Annotated in this window: 13 protein-coding genes; 6 read left to right on the top strand and 7 right to left on the bottom strand. The window is 73.0% G+C overall.

Annotated features, from left to right (window positions below; all coding sequences use genetic code 11):
- The first annotated feature begins 39 nt into the window (after positions 1 to 39).
- Positions 40 to 1,344, top strand: a complete 1,305-nt coding sequence (locus tag AB0M16_RS00415) for a hypothetical protein (RefSeq protein ID WP_365337142.1) — start codon at positions 40 to 42, stop codon at positions 1,342 to 1,344.
- 118 nt (positions 1,345 to 1,462) lie between these two features.
- Here AB0M16_RS00415 and AB0M16_RS00410 read toward each other — a convergent pair whose 3' ends face one another.
- Positions 1,463 to 1,876: a carboxymuconolactone decarboxylase gene (locus AB0M16_RS00410; protein ID WP_365337140.1), complete on the bottom strand. Its 414-nt coding sequence runs from the start codon at positions 1,874 to 1,876 to the stop codon at positions 1,463 to 1,465.
- A 31-nt stretch (positions 1,877 to 1,907) separates the two neighbouring features.
- Here AB0M16_RS00410 and AB0M16_RS00405 point away from each other — a divergent pair, with 31 nt between their 5' ends.
- Complete coding sequence (locus AB0M16_RS00405; protein WP_365337138.1) at positions 1,908 to 2,480, top strand: MarR family winged helix-turn-helix transcriptional regulator; 573 nt, start codon at positions 1,908 to 1,910, stop codon at positions 2,478 to 2,480.
- A gap of 221 nt (positions 2,481 to 2,701) precedes the next feature.
- Here the strand turns inward: AB0M16_RS00405 and AB0M16_RS00400 are convergent, their stop codons facing one another.
- A complete protein-coding gene (locus AB0M16_RS00400; RefSeq protein ID WP_365337136.1) occupies positions 2,702 to 3,691 on the bottom strand; it encodes an aldo/keto reductase in 990 nt (329 codons plus the stop codon).
- Positions 3,692 to 3,865: 174 nt separating this feature from the next.
- Positions 3,866 to 4,438, bottom strand: coding sequence for an RNA 2',3'-cyclic phosphodiesterase (gene thpR / locus AB0M16_RS00395; protein ID WP_365337134.1), 573 nt, complete (start codon positions 4,436 to 4,438; stop codon positions 3,866 to 3,868).
- A 33-nt stretch (positions 4,439 to 4,471) separates the two neighbouring features.
- On the opposite strand from thpR, the gene AB0M16_RS00390 reads away from it, so the two are divergent.
- Positions 4,472 to 4,984, top strand: a complete 513-nt coding sequence (locus AB0M16_RS00390; RefSeq protein ID WP_365337132.1) for a GNAT family N-acetyltransferase — start codon at positions 4,472 to 4,474, stop codon at positions 4,982 to 4,984.
- A gap of 168 nt (positions 4,985 to 5,152) precedes the next feature.
- On the opposite strand, the gene AB0M16_RS00385 is transcribed toward AB0M16_RS00390, so the two are convergent.
- Together AB0M16_RS00385 and AB0M16_RS00380 are read right to left on the bottom strand one after the other, a co-directional pair.
- Entirely contained in the window at positions 5,153 to 6,517 is a 1,365-nt protein-coding gene (locus AB0M16_RS00385) for an MFS transporter (protein ID WP_365337130.1), read from the bottom strand.
- A 27-nt stretch (positions 6,518 to 6,544) separates the two neighbouring features.
- Entirely contained in the window at positions 6,545 to 6,988 is a 444-nt protein-coding gene (locus AB0M16_RS00380) for a MarR family transcriptional regulator (RefSeq protein ID WP_365337128.1), read from the bottom strand.
- A gap of 186 nt (positions 6,989 to 7,174) precedes the next feature.
- On the opposite strand from AB0M16_RS00380, the gene AB0M16_RS00375 reads away from it, so the two are divergent.
- Entirely contained in the window at positions 7,175 to 7,399 is a 225-nt protein-coding gene (locus tag AB0M16_RS00375) for a ribbon-helix-helix protein, CopG family (protein WP_365337126.1), read from the top strand.
- Here AB0M16_RS00375 and AB0M16_RS00370 read toward each other — a convergent pair.
- Positions 7,369 to 8,814: an NCS2 family permease gene (locus AB0M16_RS00370; protein WP_365337124.1), complete on the bottom strand. Its 1,446-nt coding sequence runs from the start codon at positions 8,812 to 8,814 to the stop codon at positions 7,369 to 7,371. The genes AB0M16_RS00375 and AB0M16_RS00370 overlap by 31 nt on opposite strands.
- 153 nt (positions 8,815 to 8,967) lie before the next feature.
- Between AB0M16_RS00370 and AB0M16_RS00365 the strand changes: the two genes are divergently transcribed.
- On the top strand, positions 8,968 to 9,243 hold the full coding sequence (locus AB0M16_RS00365) for a DUF2530 domain-containing protein (RefSeq protein WP_365337122.1): 276 nt from the start codon (positions 8,968 to 8,970) through the stop codon (positions 9,241 to 9,243).
- A gap of 105 nt (positions 9,244 to 9,348) precedes the next feature.
- The gene (locus AB0M16_RS00360; RefSeq protein ID WP_365337120.1) at positions 9,349 to 11,772 is read left to right on the top strand and encodes an HAD-IC family P-type ATPase; all 2,424 of its coding nucleotides are present in this window, start codon (positions 9,349 to 9,351) and stop codon (positions 11,770 to 11,772) included.
- 598 nt (positions 11,773 to 12,370) lie between these two features.
- Here the strand turns inward: AB0M16_RS00360 and AB0M16_RS00355 are convergent.
- On the bottom strand, positions 12,371 to 15,589 hold the full coding sequence (locus AB0M16_RS00355) for a molecular chaperone Hsp90 (protein ID WP_365337118.1): 3,219 nt from the start codon (positions 15,587 to 15,589) through the stop codon (positions 12,371 to 12,373).
- Positions 15,590 to 15,628 lie beyond the last annotated feature (39 nt).

Genomic DNA, 15,628 nt, shown 5'->3' with positions numbered 1-15,628 from the left:
CGAGGGGGAGCCCCTCGCTCGGCGGGGGAAGGGGGAGCCATGGAGATCTACGCCCACTGGCTTGACGGTGAGCACCTGCGCGTGTCCGGGTGGGGTCCGCAGGACCGGTCCCTGGCCGTCATGCTGAAGATCCAGGCCCTGTTGGGGCACACGGTGGTGCTGAGCGACGTGCAGCTCATCGACAGCCACGTGGTGCAGACGCTGTTCGAGACGGAGGACTTCCGGTCCTTCGTGCGCGGCTACCCGTCGTTCCTGCGCTGCACCACCGCCGCTCCGCCGGGCAGCGACCCGTTCACCCTGGTCACCACGGGCCTGCACCGGGCCCTGGAGCCCGGTTGGCTCTCCTCGTCGTTCGACACGGCGGAGCCGCTGGTCAGGCTGTCCGAGGCCGTCCTGGAGCGCGAAGAGGCCAATCCCGGGCCGCTGTTCGCGCGGGGCACCGCGCTGGGCGCCCGTTACGAGGAGGGCGGGGCGGTCCGGCGGAGGCTGGAGGCGGTGGCCTGGACCCTGCACCACTTCACCCGCGAGGCGGGCGTGCCGTTGGGCACGAGTGCCGTGGCGCGTCCCTGCTCGTACCGCGACGTGCTGGAGGAGGTGGCGGAGCTGCCCGGACTTCCCGGCCACGACTACGCCCCGGTGGAACGCACGCTCGCGTACCTCGACGAGCACGTGGAGCCGGCGGACCGGCACCGCAGGGCCGTGCTCCTCGCCCGGCTCGACGCGACGGACCCGCCGCATCGGACGGCGATGTGGAACACCGCGACGCAGGCCTGGAACGCGGCGGTGCAGCGGACGCTGGGCACCGACGGGGCGTCCCCGCGGTCGCTGCCGGAAGCGGCCGACGTCGGGCTGTACCTCGGACGTCCGACGGACGCGCTGTTCGAACCCGCGGGCCCCGGGGCCACGTCACCCGCGGGACACGGACTCACGCCGGGCAGCCTGGCGGCGGTCGCCGAGCTGGGCTGGCAGGACATCGCGAAGGTCTGTCAGGACGAGGTCGTGACCCGCCGGCGGGACGCCTTCCAGGCGGCGCTGCGCGCCGGGGACGCGGCGGCGGCCGACGACGCCCTGCCGGCGCTGCTCCGGGCGGTCCGGCGGAAGCTGCCGGCCTCCGGCGAACGGCCCGGACGGCTGGCCTGGGCCGCGGCCGAGACCGGCCTCGGGCTCGCCGGCGCGGGGCTGGCGCTCGGCACCGGCGAGACCCTCGGACTCGTGGGACCGGCGCTGGCGTTCGGCCTGGCGGCGGAGCGGCTGCTCCGGGGCGGCCGCAACCGCTCGCACATCGTCAACACGCTGATGACGGCGGGCGGACGAGGGACCTGGGCCCGGCACGCCGGGGCCTGACGGAATGCCGGGTCGCGGGCGCGGGGTACCGGCTTCGGATGCCGGGGACCGACGCCGGGCGCCCGGTACCGGCTCCGGGCACCGGCTCCGGTGCTGGTCATGCGCCCATGATCACCCGTCAGGCGGCGCGGACCAGCCGGTTGGCGAGGGTGGAGACGGTGTACGTGCCGATGCCCAGGACGACTTCGAGGGCGTTCTGGCGGGTGTAGCCGTGGGAGAGGAAGGCGTCCAGCTCGGCGTCGCTGACCGCGCCCGAGGAGGCGAGCACCTGGAGGGTGAAGCTGCGGACTGCGTCGAGGCGTTCGGGCGACGGGGCCGGGCCGAGCTCGGCGAACTTCGTCTCGTGCATGTCGACGCAGAGGTGGCACTGGTTGCGGGCGGCGACGGTGAGGACGACGGTCTCGCGGGAGTGCGGGTCGAGGGTGGTGGACTCGAAGATCTGGCTGAGCTTCAGGAAGCCGTCGAGGGTGTGCGGCGACTCCTTGAGGCGGGCTACGGCGTCGGCGGTACGGGCGGTCAGGTCGAGCTGCACGGCGGATCCCCCTACGGGTAGAATGGACAACATGGTTGACCATGTCGACGGAGAAAACGTAAACCAGGTTGTCGATGGGCGCAAGGGGGTTCCCTCGGCGGCGCCCGCGACCGCCCCCGGCGAGTCCGGAGGCCCCGGCGATCCCCCCGGCTTCGAGCTCCCCCTGCTGCTCTTCGCCGGCTTCCGCACCCTCATCGAACGCCTCCACGCCGAGCTCGCCCGCCAGGGCCACCCCGACATGCGTCCCGCCCACGGCTTCGCCCTCCAGGCCATCGGCCCGTACGGCTCCACGGCCAGCGACATCGGGCGCAGGCTCGGCGTCTCGAAGCAGGCCGCGGGCAAGACCGTCGACCGGCTCCTCGCCCTCGGCTACGCCGAACGCACCGACGACCCCGCCGACGCGCGCCGCAAGCTCGTCCGCCTCACCCCGCGCGGCGTCGACGCCCTCGCCCGCTCGGCCGCCGTCTTCGACACCCTGCGCGCCGAGTGGGCGACCGCGCTCGGGAACGACCGCCTCCGCGACCTGGAGGCCGCCCTGCGCACGGTCGTCCCGGCCGAGACCACCTTCCGGCTGGACGCGACGAGCTGGCTGGGCGGGGCCTGACGCAACACCGACGGTCGCGCGTCGTCGCCACCGGCGGGTCGGCCCGGCCTTTCGCGTCGCTGTCGACGGCGGCTGCACGCGAAAGCGCGGCAGCGGGAGGAGCGCCGCGATGACCGTCGTGATCTCGCCCTCAGGACCGACGTGTTCCCCCGCGACCGACCCCCGCTCCCGCACCCCGGAGGAACCCGTCGGCCCGGATGCTCACCCCGCCTCGCCCGCCGTCACCAGGCGAACGCCTCCGGCGCCGGTCCCGGCCCCGGGAAGATCTCGTCGAGCGCGGTGAGCACCTCCCCGCCCAGCCTCAGCTCCAGGGCGCGCAGGGCGCTCCTCAGCTGCTCCGGGGTGCGCGGGCCGATGATCGGGCCGGTGACGCCCGGGCGGGTGAGCAGCCACGCGAGGGCCGTCTCGCCCGGGTCCAGGCCGTGCTTGTCGAGCAGGTCCTCGTACGCCTGGACGCGGGCCCGCACCGCGGGGTCGGCGAGCCGGGCGGCGGTGCGGCCGGTGGCGCGGCGGCCGCCCCTGACCTCCTTGCGAAGGACGCCGCCGAGCAGACCGCCGGCCAGCGGGGACCAGGGGACGACCCCGAGCCCGTACTCCTGGGCGGCCGGGATCACCTCCATCTCGGCGCGCCGCTCGTGGAGGTTGTAGTGGCACTGCTCGCTGACCAGGCCGACCATCCCGCGCCGGGCGGCGGCCTCGTTGGCCTGGGCGATCTTGTAGCCGGGGAAGTTCGAGGAGCCCGCGTAGAGGATCTTGCCCTGCCGGATCAGGACGTCGACGGCCTGCCAGATCTCCTCGAAGGGGGTCAGGCGGTCGACGTGGTGGAACTGGTAGACGTCGATGCGGTCGGTGCCGAGCCGCCTCAGGCTGCCTTCCACGGCGCGGCGGATGCTCACGGCGGACAGCTTGTCGTGGTTGGGCCAGGCCGGCGCGCCCTCCGCCATGTTCCCGTACATCTTGGTGGCGAGGACCACCTTGTCGCGGTGGGACGGGTCCCGGGCGAACCAGGACCCGATGATCTCCTCGGTGCGCCCCTTGCCCGCGGTCTGGCCGTAGGTGTTCGCCGTGTCGAAGAGGTTGAGACCCGCGTCGAGCGCGGCGTCCATGATCGCGTGGCTGGTCGCCTCGTCCGTCTGCGGTCCGAAGTTCATCGTGCCGAGGACGAGCCGGCCGACCTTGAGTCCCGTGCGTCCGAGCTGCGTGTACTCCATGAAGCCCCAGCCAACGCCTTCGAGCGCGCTCGAAGCAAGGGCGCGACGGCGGCGGGCGGGCGCGGCGCGCAAAGCGGGTCAGTTCACCACGGACGCCACCGCGATGATCGCGAACATCAGGACGAGCACACCGGCCATGATCCGGTTACGGGTTTTCGGGTCCACCATTCGAGGTTAACCCGGTCCGCCCAGTGCCCAGGCGCCGACCGTCTCGTAGCGGGGCTGCGCCCCCGGGGTGCCGCCGCCGGGGAGGTTGCTGCGGACGAGCACGAGCTCCTCGACCTGCCAGCGGGTGCCCTCGAAGGGGTCCAGGGCCGCGACGAAGGGGCGCAGGTCGACGTCGTTGGCGCGGGAGCGGGCCACGGTGAGGTGGGCCTGGTAGCGGCGGTGCTCGTCCATGGGGACACCGGCCCGGCGGGCGGCCGCGTCGGCGCGTTCGGCGAGCAGCCGCATCTCGTCCAGGTCGCCCGCCGCGCCCGTCCACAGCACCGCCCGCCCGAAGTGCCCGCCGCCGTGCAGCCGCAGCGGGAAGGGGTCGGTGCGGTGCGCGGCCCGGCCGAGCCGGGCCCGCAGGTCGGGGAGCAGGGCCTCGTCGACCTCGCCCATGAACGCGAGGGTGAAGTGCCAGCCGGGCCGGGCGGTCCAGCGCAACCGGTCCGCCTCGGGCAGGTGCGCGAGGCGGTCGGCCTCGCGGGCGAGCTCGTCGAGCTGCGCGGGAGGCGGGACGACGGCAGCGAAAAGCCTCATGGCTCGAGTGTGGCAGGGACTAACCTCGACCGGATGGACACCGGGATCAAGATCAGGCGGGGCGGGCCGGCGGACGTGCCCGCGATGTTGGCGATATTCGACAGCGCGGTCGTCTGGCTCAACGAGCGGGGAATCACCGCGCAGTGGGGCACCGAGCCGTTCAGCGCCCGGCCGAAGACCGTGGAGGCGGTCGAGCAGGTCGTCGCCGAGGGCACCCCGTGGATCGCCGAGATCGACGGCGTCCCGGTCGGCACGCTCACCCTCACCCCGCACCCCGGCTCGTACGTGGCCGCCGCGGACGAGCCGGAACAGTACGTCCGCTTCCTGGCGACCGACGGGCGCCGGCACGGCCGCGGGGTGGGGGCGGCGCTCCTCGCGCACGCGGCCGAGGAGACCCGCCGGCAGGGCGTCTCACTGCTGCGCGTCGACTGCTTCGCGGGCGGCGAGGGCCACCTGGTGGCCTATTACGAACGCCAGGGCTTCACCCGTACGGAGGCCTTCACGGTCGGCGACTGGCCGGGCCAGGTGCTGGAGCGGCGGGTCTGACCCGACCGGCCCGCGGGCGGTCCGGCCCACCCGGACCGCACCCCGCCCGGCAGGAACATCCCTGGAGACCGGCAGGCGGGCGGACCGGCCCGTCGGGGCCCGCCCTGGAGACCGGCAGGCGGGCGGACCGGCCCGTCGGGGCCCCGTCCGCCCGCCGGTGCGTGCGCGCTACGCGGCCGTCGCCAGGCTCTCGCGCCGCTCCTGCGGCACGAAGCGGACGCTCGGGTGGCCGTGGCGCCAGCCCACCGCGACCGTGAGGCCGCCGACCCGGGCCAGGACGAGGCCGATGACGGCCGCCGCCGTGAGGGAGACCAGGCCGCCCGCGGCGAAGCCGACGCGGGGGCCGTAGGTGTCGGTGACCCAGCCGAGGAGCGGCGCGCCGATCGGGGTGCCGCCGGCGAAGACCATCATGTAGAGGCTCATCACCCGGCCCCGCATGACCGGGTCCGTCGCCATCTGGACGGCCGAGTTGGCGCTGATGTTGACGGTCAGGCCGATCATGCCGATCGGTACGAGCAGCAGCGCGAACAGCCAGAACGCCGGCGAGAGGGCCGCCGCGATCTCCAGGGCGCCGAACACGCCCGCCGCGACGACCAGCATCCGCAGCCGGGTCGAGCCCCGCCGCGCCGCGAGCAGCGCGCCCGCCAGGGAGCCGGCCGCCATCAGCGTGTTGAGGAAGCCGTACGCACCGGCGCCGACGTGGAAGATCTCCTCCGAGAAGGCGGTCAGCCAGATCGGGAAGTTGAACCCGAAGGTGCCGATGAAGCCGACGAGGACGATCGGCCAGATCAGGTCCGGCCGCCCGGCCACGTATCTCAGGCCCTCCCGCAGCTGGCCCTTGCCGCGCGGGGCGCGCTCCACCTTGTGGAGCTCGCTCGTCCGCATGAGCAGCAGGCCGGCGATCGGGGCGAGGAAGGACAGGCCGTTGATCAGGAACGCCCAGCCGCTGCCGATCGAGGCGATCATCAGGCCCGCGACGGCGGGGCCGACGAGGCGTGCGGACTGGAAGTTCGCCGAGTTCAGCGAGACGGCGTTGCGCAGCCGGCCGGGGCCGACCATCTCGGAGACGAAGGACTGCCGGGCCGGGTTGTCGACGACGGTGACCATGCCGAGGAGGAAGGCGATCAGGTAGACGTGCCAGACCTGCACCTGTCCGGTGAGGGTCAGGACCGCCAGGGTCAGCCCGCACAGGCCGAGCGCGGCCTGGCTGACGAGGAGGAGGCGGCGCTTCGGGTAGCGGTCGGCGATGACGCCGCCGTACAGGCCGAACAGCAGCATCGGCAGGAACTGGAGCGCCGTCGTGACGCCGACGGCGGCGGCGGAGCCGGTGAGGCTCAGGACCAGCCAGTCCTGGGTGATCCGGGCCATCCACGTACCGGTGTTGGAGACGATCGCTCCGGTGAAGAACAGCCGGTAGTTCCGGATCCCGAGCGAGGAGAAGGTCCCCTTGCTCCGGCGGTCGCGCGTACGCGCGGGGGAATAGGTGTCGGATTTATGGACGGGTGCGGAGTCTGCTCCGGGTCCCGTACTCAAAGTGCGTCATCTCCTCGGCCATCGGTTCTAGAGGTGGGCGAGCTTCTCCAGGACCGGGGCGGCCGCGCGCAGCTTGGCCCATTCGTCCTCGTCCAGGCCTTCGGCGAGGGTGGCGAGCCAGGCGTTCCGCTTGCGACGGGACTCTTCGAGCATGGATTCGGCCTGCTCGGTCTGCCTGACCACCTTCTGCCGACGGTCGTCGGGATGCGGCTCCAGCCGGACCAGCCCCTTGGCTTCGAGCAGCGCCACGATGCGGGTCATCGAGGGCGGCTGTACGTGCTCCTTGCGGGCCAGCTCACCGGGGGTGGCCGAGCCGCAGAGCGACAGGGTGCCGAGCACCGACATCTCGGTCGGGCTCAGCGACTCGTCGACGCGCTGGTGCTTCAGGCGTCGGCTCAGCCGCATCACGGCGCTACGGAGCGCGTTCACGGCCGCGGCGTCGTCGGCGGTGCCGTGGGACAGGTCAGGCATGTTCATTAGGATAACTCATTACTCTCGCTAAAGACCAATCGGATCGCGCGGAGCCGCGGCGTGGTCACGGGACGGTCGCGGGGCGGTCGCGGGACGAAAACGCCATGTCGCAATCTGTCACCCAAATGAGTGAGGCCGATCCGGAAAGTGACGCGCGGAGGACTTCCGTGGCGCGAACCTGCGGGCATGGATTCGACCGTGCTCAGCCTGCGCATCGACGGAGAGCTGCTCGAACGGCTCCGCGCACACGCCGCCAGACGCGGAATGAGCGTCCAGGACTATGTCGCCCGGACGCTCATTCGCGAGGATTTCGACGAACGGTTCAAGACCGCCGTCGAGGAGACGGAGAAGTTCTACGGGGCGCAGGACGCGCCCGGCGATCAGGTGAGGCCCAGCGCCGGCATCGCGTAGTAGAAGACGAAGACCGCCGACACCACGTACATGGCCACCGGGACCTCACGGCCCCGGCCGGCCGCGAGCCGCAGCACGCTGAAGGCGATGAAGCCGATGCCGATGCCGTTGGTGATCGAGTACGTGAACGGCATCATCACCATGGCCAGGAAGGCCGGCACGGCGATGGTGTAGTCGCTCCAGTCGATCTCCTTGACCGACCCGGCGAGGATCAGGAAGCCCACCGCCAGCAGGGCGGGGGTCGCCGCCTGCGAGGGCACCATCGTGGCGAGCGGCGTGAGGAACAGCGCGACCGAGAACAGGCCGCCGGTCACGACCGAGGCGAGACCGGTGCGGGCGCCCTCACCGACACCGGCCGTGGACTCCACGAAGCAGGTGGTGGCGGAGGAGGACGTGGCACCGCCGGAGGCGACGGCGAGACCGTCGACCAGCAGGACCTTGTTGATCCCCGGGAGGTTGCCGTCCTCGTCCATCAGCTTGGCCTCGTCGCCGACGCCGAGGATCGTGCCCATGGCGTCGAAGAAGCAGGACAGCAGGACGGTGAAGACGAAGAGGACGCCGGTCAGGAGGCCGACCTTGTCGAAGCCGCCGAACAGGCTGACCTCGCCGACCAGGCCGAAGTCGGGCGAGGCGACCGGGTTGCCGGGCCACTCCGGGGTGGTCAGACCCCAGGACGGGACCGTGGCGACCGCGTTGATCACCATGGCGAGGCCCGTCATGACGACGATCGAGATGAGGATGGCGCCCGGCACCTTGCGGATGATCAGCGCGAGGGTGAGCAGGGTGCCCAGGATGAAGACGAGCACCGGCCAGCCGGTGAGGTGCCCGTCGCCGCCGAGCTGCAGCGGGACGGTGGTGTGGGCGGCGTCGGGAATGCGGGAGACGAAGCCCGAGTCGACGAGGCCGATGAGCATGATGAAGAGGCCGATGCCGATCGCGATGCCCTTGCGCAGGCCGACCGGCACGGCGTTCATCACGCGCTCGCGCAGACCGGTGGCGACGAGCAGCATGACGACCAGACCGGCGAGCACGACCATGCCCATGGCGTCCGGCCAGGACATCTTCGGCGCGAGCTGGAGCGCGACGACCGTGTTGACGCCGAGGCCGGCGGCGAGGGCGATCGGCACGTTGCCGATGACGCCCATGAGGAGCGTGGTGAAGGCCGCGGTCAGGACGGTCGCCGTGACGAGCTGACCGCTGTCGAGCTGGTGCCCGTACATGTCCTTGGCGCTGCCGAGGATGATCGGGTTCAGCACGATGATGTAGGCCATCGCGAAGAAGGTGGCGAAACCGCCGCGGACCTCACGGGCGACGGTGGAGCCGCGCTCGGAGATCTTGAAGAAGCGGTCGAGGCCGGAGACGGGGCCTTCAGGGGTCTCCGGGGCGGTGGCCTTGGCGGTGGCCGTGGTGCTCATGGGGTTCCTCTACGGAGGTTCGAGAGACGTCCTTTTTGGCGGTTCGCACGAGAGGAACCCGCCAGAGGCAAACCGTTTCAGTATGAACACATGAGCGAGCGGCCGTCTATCTCCGCGCGTAGACACTGATTCCCGGCACCTAGACTGAGCCGCATGGCGAAGTGGACACCGAAGCACGAGGCACCCGAGCCCCTGGAGGGGCCCGTCGTCGCCACCATCACCGGCGGCACGATCCTCTGGTTCGTCCTGTTCCTCGTCCAGGTCCCCTTCTACGGCTGGTTCGACGACCGCGACCTGACCTGGTGGGTGTGGACCTGCCTGGCCGGCGCCGGCCTCGGGCTCATCGGCATCTGGTACGTCCGCAAGCGCGACGCGGCGATCAAGCGCCACGCCGCGGAGCAGGCGCGGGGCGGGCAGCCCTCCGCCTAGGACGCGCCGTCCCGTCATGCCACGGGACGATTCACGTCATCCGGCGGTCTGATCTTCGGACTTCTCGGCGGGTGGGCGGCCGAATCCGGTCGTACCGTCGAAACCATGACGCAGCGGGCGAAGATCGACACGGACGGCGGCAGGAGCGAGGACGGGGCGGGGCCGACGGGCACCGCCCCCGTCGTCCACCGCGCAGCAGGCCTGACCGCGGCCGAGGTCGCCGAGCGGGTCGCCCGGGGCGAGGTCAACGACGTCCCGGTGCGGAGCTCCCGCTCCACCGTCGACATCGTCCGCGCCAACGTCTTCACCCGCTTCAACGCCATCATCGGCGTGCTGTGGGTGATCATGCTCTTCGTCGCGCCGATCCAGGACAGCCTCTTCGGCTTCGTGATCATCGCCAACACCGGCATCGGCATCGTCCAGGAACTCCGCGCCAAGAAGACCCTCGACGGGCTCGCCGTCATCGGCGAGGCGAAACCGACCGTCCGGCGCGACGGCGTCGCCGCCGGGATCTCCACCTCCGAGATCGTCCTCGGCGACCTCATCGAACTGGGCCCCGGCGACAAGGTCGTCGTCGACGGCGAGGTCGCCGAGGCGGACAGCCTGGAGGTCGACGAGTCCCTGCTCACCGGCGAGGCCGACCCCGTCGTGAAGCAGCCCGGCGACCGGATGATGTCCGGCTCCTTCGTGGTCGCCGGCGGCGGCGCCTTCACCGCCACCAAGGTCGGGCGCGAGGCCTACGCCGCGCAGCTCGCCGAGGAGGCCTCCCGCTTCACCCTCGTCCACTCCGAGCTGCGCACCGGCATCTCCACGATCCTCAAGTACGTGACGTGGATGATGGTCCCGACCGCCCTCGGCCTCGTCATCAGCCAGCTCGTCGTCAAGGACAACGACTTCAAGGAGTCCGTCGCCCGCACCGTCGGCGGCATCGTCCCGATGATCCCCGAGGGCCTCGTCCTGCTCACCTCCGTCGCCTTCGCGATCGGCGTGATCCGGCTCGGCCGGCGACAGTGCCTCGTGCAGGAGCTGCCCGCCATCGAGGGGCTCGCCCGCGTCGACGTCGTCTGCCTCGACAAGACCGGCACGCTCACCGAGGGCGGCATGGACGTCACGGACCTGCGGCTGCTCGACGGCGCCGACGAGACCTACGTACGGAAGGTGCTCGGCGCCCTCGGCGAGTCCGACCCGCGGCCCAACGCCTCCCTCCAGGCCGTCATCGACGCCTACCCCGACTCCGAGGACTGGCGCTGCACCGAGTCGCTGCCCTTCTCCTCCGCGCGCAAGTACAGCGGGGCGGCCTTCAGCGAGGGCAACGGCGAGAACTCCACCTGGCTGCTCGGCGCGCCCGACGTGCTGCTCCCCGCCGAGGACCCCGCGCTCGGCGAGATCGACCGGCTCAACGAGCAGGGGCTGCGGGTGCTGCTCCTCGCCCGTGCCGCGCGCGACCTCGACTCCCCCGACGTGTCGGCGGGAGCGAAGGCGACGGCCCTCGTCGTGCTCGAACAGCGGCTGCGCCCCGACGCCGCCGACACCCTGTCCTACTTCGCCGACCAGAACGTCGCCGCCAAGGTCATCTCCGGCGACAACGCGGTCTCCGTCGGCGCGGTCGCCGGCAAGCTCGGCCTGCCGGGCGCCGGGCACACGGTCGACGCGCGCGAGCTGCCCACCGACCGGGACCGGATGGCGAAGGTCCTGGACGAGAACGCGGTCTTCGGCCGGGTCACCCCGCAGCAGAAGCGCGAGATGGTCGCCGCGCTGCAGTCCCGGGGCCACACGGTCGCCATGACCGGCGACGGCGTCAACGACGTCCTCGCCCTGAAGGACGCCGACATCGGCGTCTCGATGGGCTCGGGCTCCGAGGCCACCCGGGCGGTCGCCCAGATCGTCCTCCTGAACAACTCCTTCGCCACCCTCCCGTCGGTGGTCGGCGAGGGCCGCCGGGTCATCGGCAACATCACCCGGGTGGCCACCCTCTTCCTGACGAAGACGGTCTACTCGGTGCTCCTGGCGATCCTGGTGGTGATCTGCCAGGTCGAGTACCCCTTCCTCCCCCGCCACCTCACGCTCCTGTCGACCCTGACCATCGGTGTCCCGGCCTTCTTCCTGGCCCTGGCCCCCAACAAGGAGCGCGCCAAGCCCCACTTCGTGCGGCGCGTGATGCGGTACGCGATCCCGGCCGGGGTCATCGCCGGCAGCGCGACCTTCGCCACCTACCTGCTGGCCCGCCACCACTACACCGGCCCCGGCGCCCTCGACGCCGAGACCAGCGCGGCGACCCTCACCCTCTTCCTGGTCTCCATGTGGGTCCTGGCGATCATCGCCCGCCCCTACACCTGGTGGCGCGTCGTCCTGGTCGCCGCCATGGGCGGCGCCTTCCTCCTCGTCCTCGTCGTCCCGTGGCTCCAGCACTTCTTCGCCCTGAGGCTGGTCGGCGTCACCATGCCCTGGACGGCGGTCGCCATCGCGGCGGCGGCCTCGGCGGTCCTGGAGCTCACCTGGCGGTGGGTGGGGCGGCGGTTCCCGGCGTAGTTCCGGCGGCCTGTCTGCAGTCGGCACAGGTGGCGTGCGGATCGTGACTCCGGACGGCGCGCTCGCACCCGTCGCAGGTCACGATCGGCGGTAGCAAAGGTCGCAGATCCCCGCCGCCACGGCGGACAGGTCCGGATGCTGCGCCAGGTGATTGCCCACGACCGGTCCCGGTGCCGGTGCCGTACGTGGATCACTCCTGAGCGTGGCGCACCGGCGGGGATTTCGAACGGACCGGGGTACGCGGACGAGGCCGCGTTAGACTGCGGATCAGCCATCGGGAAGGTCTCTCTTCCGGATTGGTAGGCCCTCGCCAGGATTGCAGTCCTGTCGGGGGCCGAGTTGCATATGCCGTTGTTGCGGCCGACCGTACCGCACCCGCCCCCGTTCCGGATCATCCGTCACCCGATCGTGTATGCACGGTAGTTGGGGGACAGCGGGGGTGGTTCGGAGGGTTCTTTCCCACGTTCCTCTATTGGGCGTCGAGCCTCACCGGGGCGTGGCACTCCGCGCCCCGGATACGTTGCCACCATGACCGAGAGCCGGCCGCCCCGAGTGCCTGGAGTGGATCTCGCGCGCCACTCGCCGGCGCTCGGTGGGCTCAGTCGAACCAGCGGTCGCGGGCCAGTTCCGCCGTCCTCGACGGGTCCTCCAGGAGGGCCGCCACCTCGAAGCGGCGAGGCCACTGCCCCGCGGCCCAGGCCAGGCCGGCGGCGACGCCCTCCAGAGTGGCGGCGTGGATCACGCCGTCGGGGGTGCGGCGCCAGTCGAGCTCGATGCCGGCGGCGCGGAGCTCCTCGTGCTCGATGTAGGTGGCGGGGGTGGCCGGGCCCAGGAGGGCGTGCACGGAGGGCGGAACCTCGTGCTCCTCGCCGACCGTGGTCACCTCGGCCTCGACCGCCTCGCTCAGCCGCCGGACCTGGAACAGCTCCGCCAGGTCCGCCGCCCGGGCCGGGGCGACCGGCAGCAGCGGCAGGTCCGCCGCCAGCGGCAGCAGGTCGGGGGCGTCCGCCACCAGGGCCTCGGCCGCGTCGACGACCACCAGGGCCCCGTCCACGACCGCGCGCAGCTCGTCGGGGAGGGTGACCTGCTCCGGATCCAGGTCGGCCAGGGCCGTGTACAGGGCGTGCAGCTGCGCGCCGGACACCTCGCGGGACGGATCGGCGAGCCGGCCCAGGAGCTCGGCCGCGCCGCCCGGCTCGTCCAGGAGCGCGGGCACCGAGGTGCGGACGCCCAGGGCGCGCAGCACCTGCTCGTCCTCGAAGCCGGTCGCGTCGGCGGAGTCGTAGAGCCCGATCAGCAGCGGGTCGGTGCCGGCGGCGCGCAGTCCGGCCGGGCGGCGCCCGTCGAGGACCGGGTGGTCACGCAACCACCAGGCGGTGTACGAGCGGACGGTCTCCGTCGTGCCGTCCGGCAGCAGCACCCGCACGGGCTGCGTCAGGGCGTCCCGCAGCGGGGGCTGCGCGAGCAGGGCGAGCGCCTGCGGCCAGGAGTCGTCGTCGACCAGGTCCAGGTCCCTCACGGCCACGATCTCGGTCGCCACCGGCGGCACCGGTGTCTCCGGCAGCCGGTCGAGCACGTCCTCGCACCAGACGTCGACGGCATCGAGCAGCCCCGCGTCGTCCGGCTCGGCGAAGTCACCCTCGCGCGGCTCCAGTTCGTCCGGGTCGAGGACCAGGTCGGCGGCACGGACCAGCTGGAAGCCGGCCAGGACACCGCAGGCGGCGAGCGGCTGCTCGCCCCAGCGTTCGGCGAGTTCGGCGTCCACGAGCGCGAGTTCGCCCTCGCGCATGACGGACGCGAAGGCCGAGCCGGGCACGACGAGTTCGCCCGCCGGGGCCAGCTCGCCGTCCTCGTCGGGCAGGGCGAGCGCGCCCAGCCACGGCTCGTCGCCGGGCGCCAGGTCCGCGTCCCGGACGAGGGCGAGGACGGCCTCGGCGAGCTCGTCGGCGTCCAGGGTGTCGGCGTCCTCGTCCCAGATCTCGCCGGCGTCGAGGGACGCGGCGACGGCCGCCCGCACCTGGGGCGTGGTGAGCACCGCGCGCGGGGTCGCCGGCACGGCGCCCAGCTTCTCCAGGATCGGGTGCGCGGCGTCCGGGTGGGCGACCTTCAGTCCCAGGCGGGCCAGGTCGACGGGGGTGTGCTCCTGGGGCAGCAGGACCTGGCGGGGGCCGATGGTGGTGCGGACGCGGGCGGCGAGGGGCGCCTCGTCGTCCGCCCCGGCCTCGGCCCCGACGACCCCGAGGGGCTCGGGAACGGGGGTGTCCGCGCCCATCAGCGGCACCGGCAGACCGGTCAGCCGGTCCGGGTCGACACCGGCCAGGGAGTCGTAGAGCCGCCACCACCAGTCCGGGGTCCGGTCCACGCCCGCGAGCCGGTCGATCGCCTCCGTGAGGGGCAGTCGGCCCACGCCGAGCGTCCGCAGCTCCACGCGGCGCTCCAGGCCCGCCGGGAGCAGGGTCGGGAAGACCTCCGCGAGGACCGCGACCGTGTCGGCACCCGCGCCCTCGACGACCTCGGCCTCGATCGGCCGCAGCGCGGGCAGCTCCTCGGACCCTGCGGCCGGGGCGAGGAACGCGACCCGCGGCAGCCGCTCCAGGACGGCGGCACGCAGCGCCCCGTCGAGGACGCCCTTGCCGAGCGGGCCGGGTACGAGGTCGAGGGTGCCGGTGGTCACCGGCAGCCAGTCGGCCAGCAGTTCCGCGTACGCCTCGCCGGCCCGGTCGACCAGGAAGTCCGTGAGGGGTCCGGGCGCCGGGTGGCGGCGGGCGGTGTCCAGCGGGAAGGACGCGATGAGCAGGGCGGGGACGCCGAGGGGCTCGTCGGTGGGGGTCGGGGCGTGCACGACGGGGGTGGTGCGGGGGTACTGCGGCGCGCCGTCGGCGTCCACCGGCACGGCCCAGGTGACGGACCAGTGCGGGCGGAGGCGCTCCTCGACGGGCCGGTCCTTGAGCAGGGCCGGGTCGAGGGGCCCGCCGTGGCTGACGGTCCGCCAGCGCCGGGTGGCCGACGTGGAGTCGGCGCGGTCGGCGATGTGGACGTATCCGCCCTCGTCGGTACGGGTGAGGGTGCGGGCGCCCTGGTCCGTCTCGACGACGAGCTCGGTGAGGCCGGGCAGGGTGAGCAGCAGGGCGTCGTCGACGGAGTCGAGCAGGCGCTCGGCCAGGTCGACGGCGGCGGAGTCGCGCAGCGGGAGCACGACGACGGTGTCGTAGCCCTCGGGCGCGGTGCCCTCGGCGGGCAGCGGGAGCCGCAGCAGCGGGACGTGGCCGTCGCGGCGGCGCAGCTCGTCACCGAGGCCGGGGCTGTGCCGGGCGACGTCGGCGGCCAGCTCGCGGGCCTCCGCGAGGGACCAGCGGACGCCGCCGTGGCGGCCGAGGACGGCGGGCTCGTCGGTCACGGCGAGCACGGCGGCGAAGCCGACGCCGAAGCGGCCGACGGCGCCGGTGTCGCGCTCGGTGCGCTTGGCGGAGGCGCGGAGGGTCGAGAGGGACTCGACGCCGGCCGCGTCCAGGGGCGCGCCGGTGTTGGCGGCGGCGAGGACGGCGGGGCCGTCGGCGTCCGCGGGGTGCAGGGTGAGCCGGAGCCGGCCGGTGACGCCCGCGCGGCGGGCGGCGTCGGCGGCGTTCTGGGCCAGCTCGACGACGAGGCGGTCCCGGTAGCCGCCGAGGACGAGGTCCTCCTCGGCGTTGGCGTCCTCGCGGAAGCGGGCGGGGCCCGCGGCCCACGCGTCGAGCACGCCTCTGCGGAGCCGTGCGGTACCGAAGGGGTCGGTTCCGTCGGTCGACGTCCTGACGCTGACGCTCACGTCTGACTCCACTCTGCGGGACGGGGAAGTGTGGCCGGTGCCCGAAGGTAC

It is taken from the genome of Streptomyces sp. NPDC051921 (genome assembly GCF_040680975.1).
GTDB lineage: Bacteria > Actinomycetota > Actinomycetes > Streptomycetales > Streptomycetaceae > Streptomyces.
The sequence above is the reverse complement of the archived record's forward strand: the minus strand, read 5'-3'. Positions and strand labels throughout refer to the sequence as shown.

Coding starts and splice junctions, on each gene's coding strand:
- AB0M16_RS00415 (WP_365337142.1), top strand. CDS start 40: ATGGAGATCTACGCCCACTGGCTTGACGGTGAGCACCTGCGCGTGTCC.
- AB0M16_RS00365 (WP_365337122.1), top strand. CDS start 8,968: ATGGCGAAGTGGACACCGAAGCACGAGGCACCCGAGCCCCTGGAGGGG.
- AB0M16_RS00405 (WP_365337138.1), top strand. CDS start 1,908: ATGGTTGACCATGTCGACGGAGAAAACGTAAACCAGGTTGTCGATGGG.
- AB0M16_RS00380 (WP_365337128.1), bottom strand. CDS start 6,988: ATGCCTGACCTGTCCCACGGCACCGCCGACGACGCCGCGGCCGTGAAC.
- thpR (WP_365337134.1), bottom strand. CDS start 4,438: ATGAGGCTTTTCGCTGCCGTCGTCCCGCCTCCCGCGCAGCTCGACGAG.
- AB0M16_RS00375 (WP_365337126.1), top strand. CDS start 7,175: ATGGATTCGACCGTGCTCAGCCTGCGCATCGACGGAGAGCTGCTCGAA.
- AB0M16_RS00400 (WP_365337136.1), bottom strand. CDS start 3,691: ATGGAGTACACGCAGCTCGGACGCACGGGACTCAAGGTCGGCCGGCTC.
- AB0M16_RS00360 (WP_365337120.1), top strand. CDS start 9,349: ATGACGCAGCGGGCGAAGATCGACACGGACGGCGGCAGGAGCGAGGAC.
- AB0M16_RS00370 (WP_365337124.1), bottom strand. CDS start 8,814: ATGAGCACCACGGCCACCGCCAAGGCCACCGCCCCGGAGACCCCTGAA.
- AB0M16_RS00390 (WP_365337132.1), top strand. CDS start 4,472: ATGGACACCGGGATCAAGATCAGGCGGGGCGGGCCGGCGGACGTGCCC.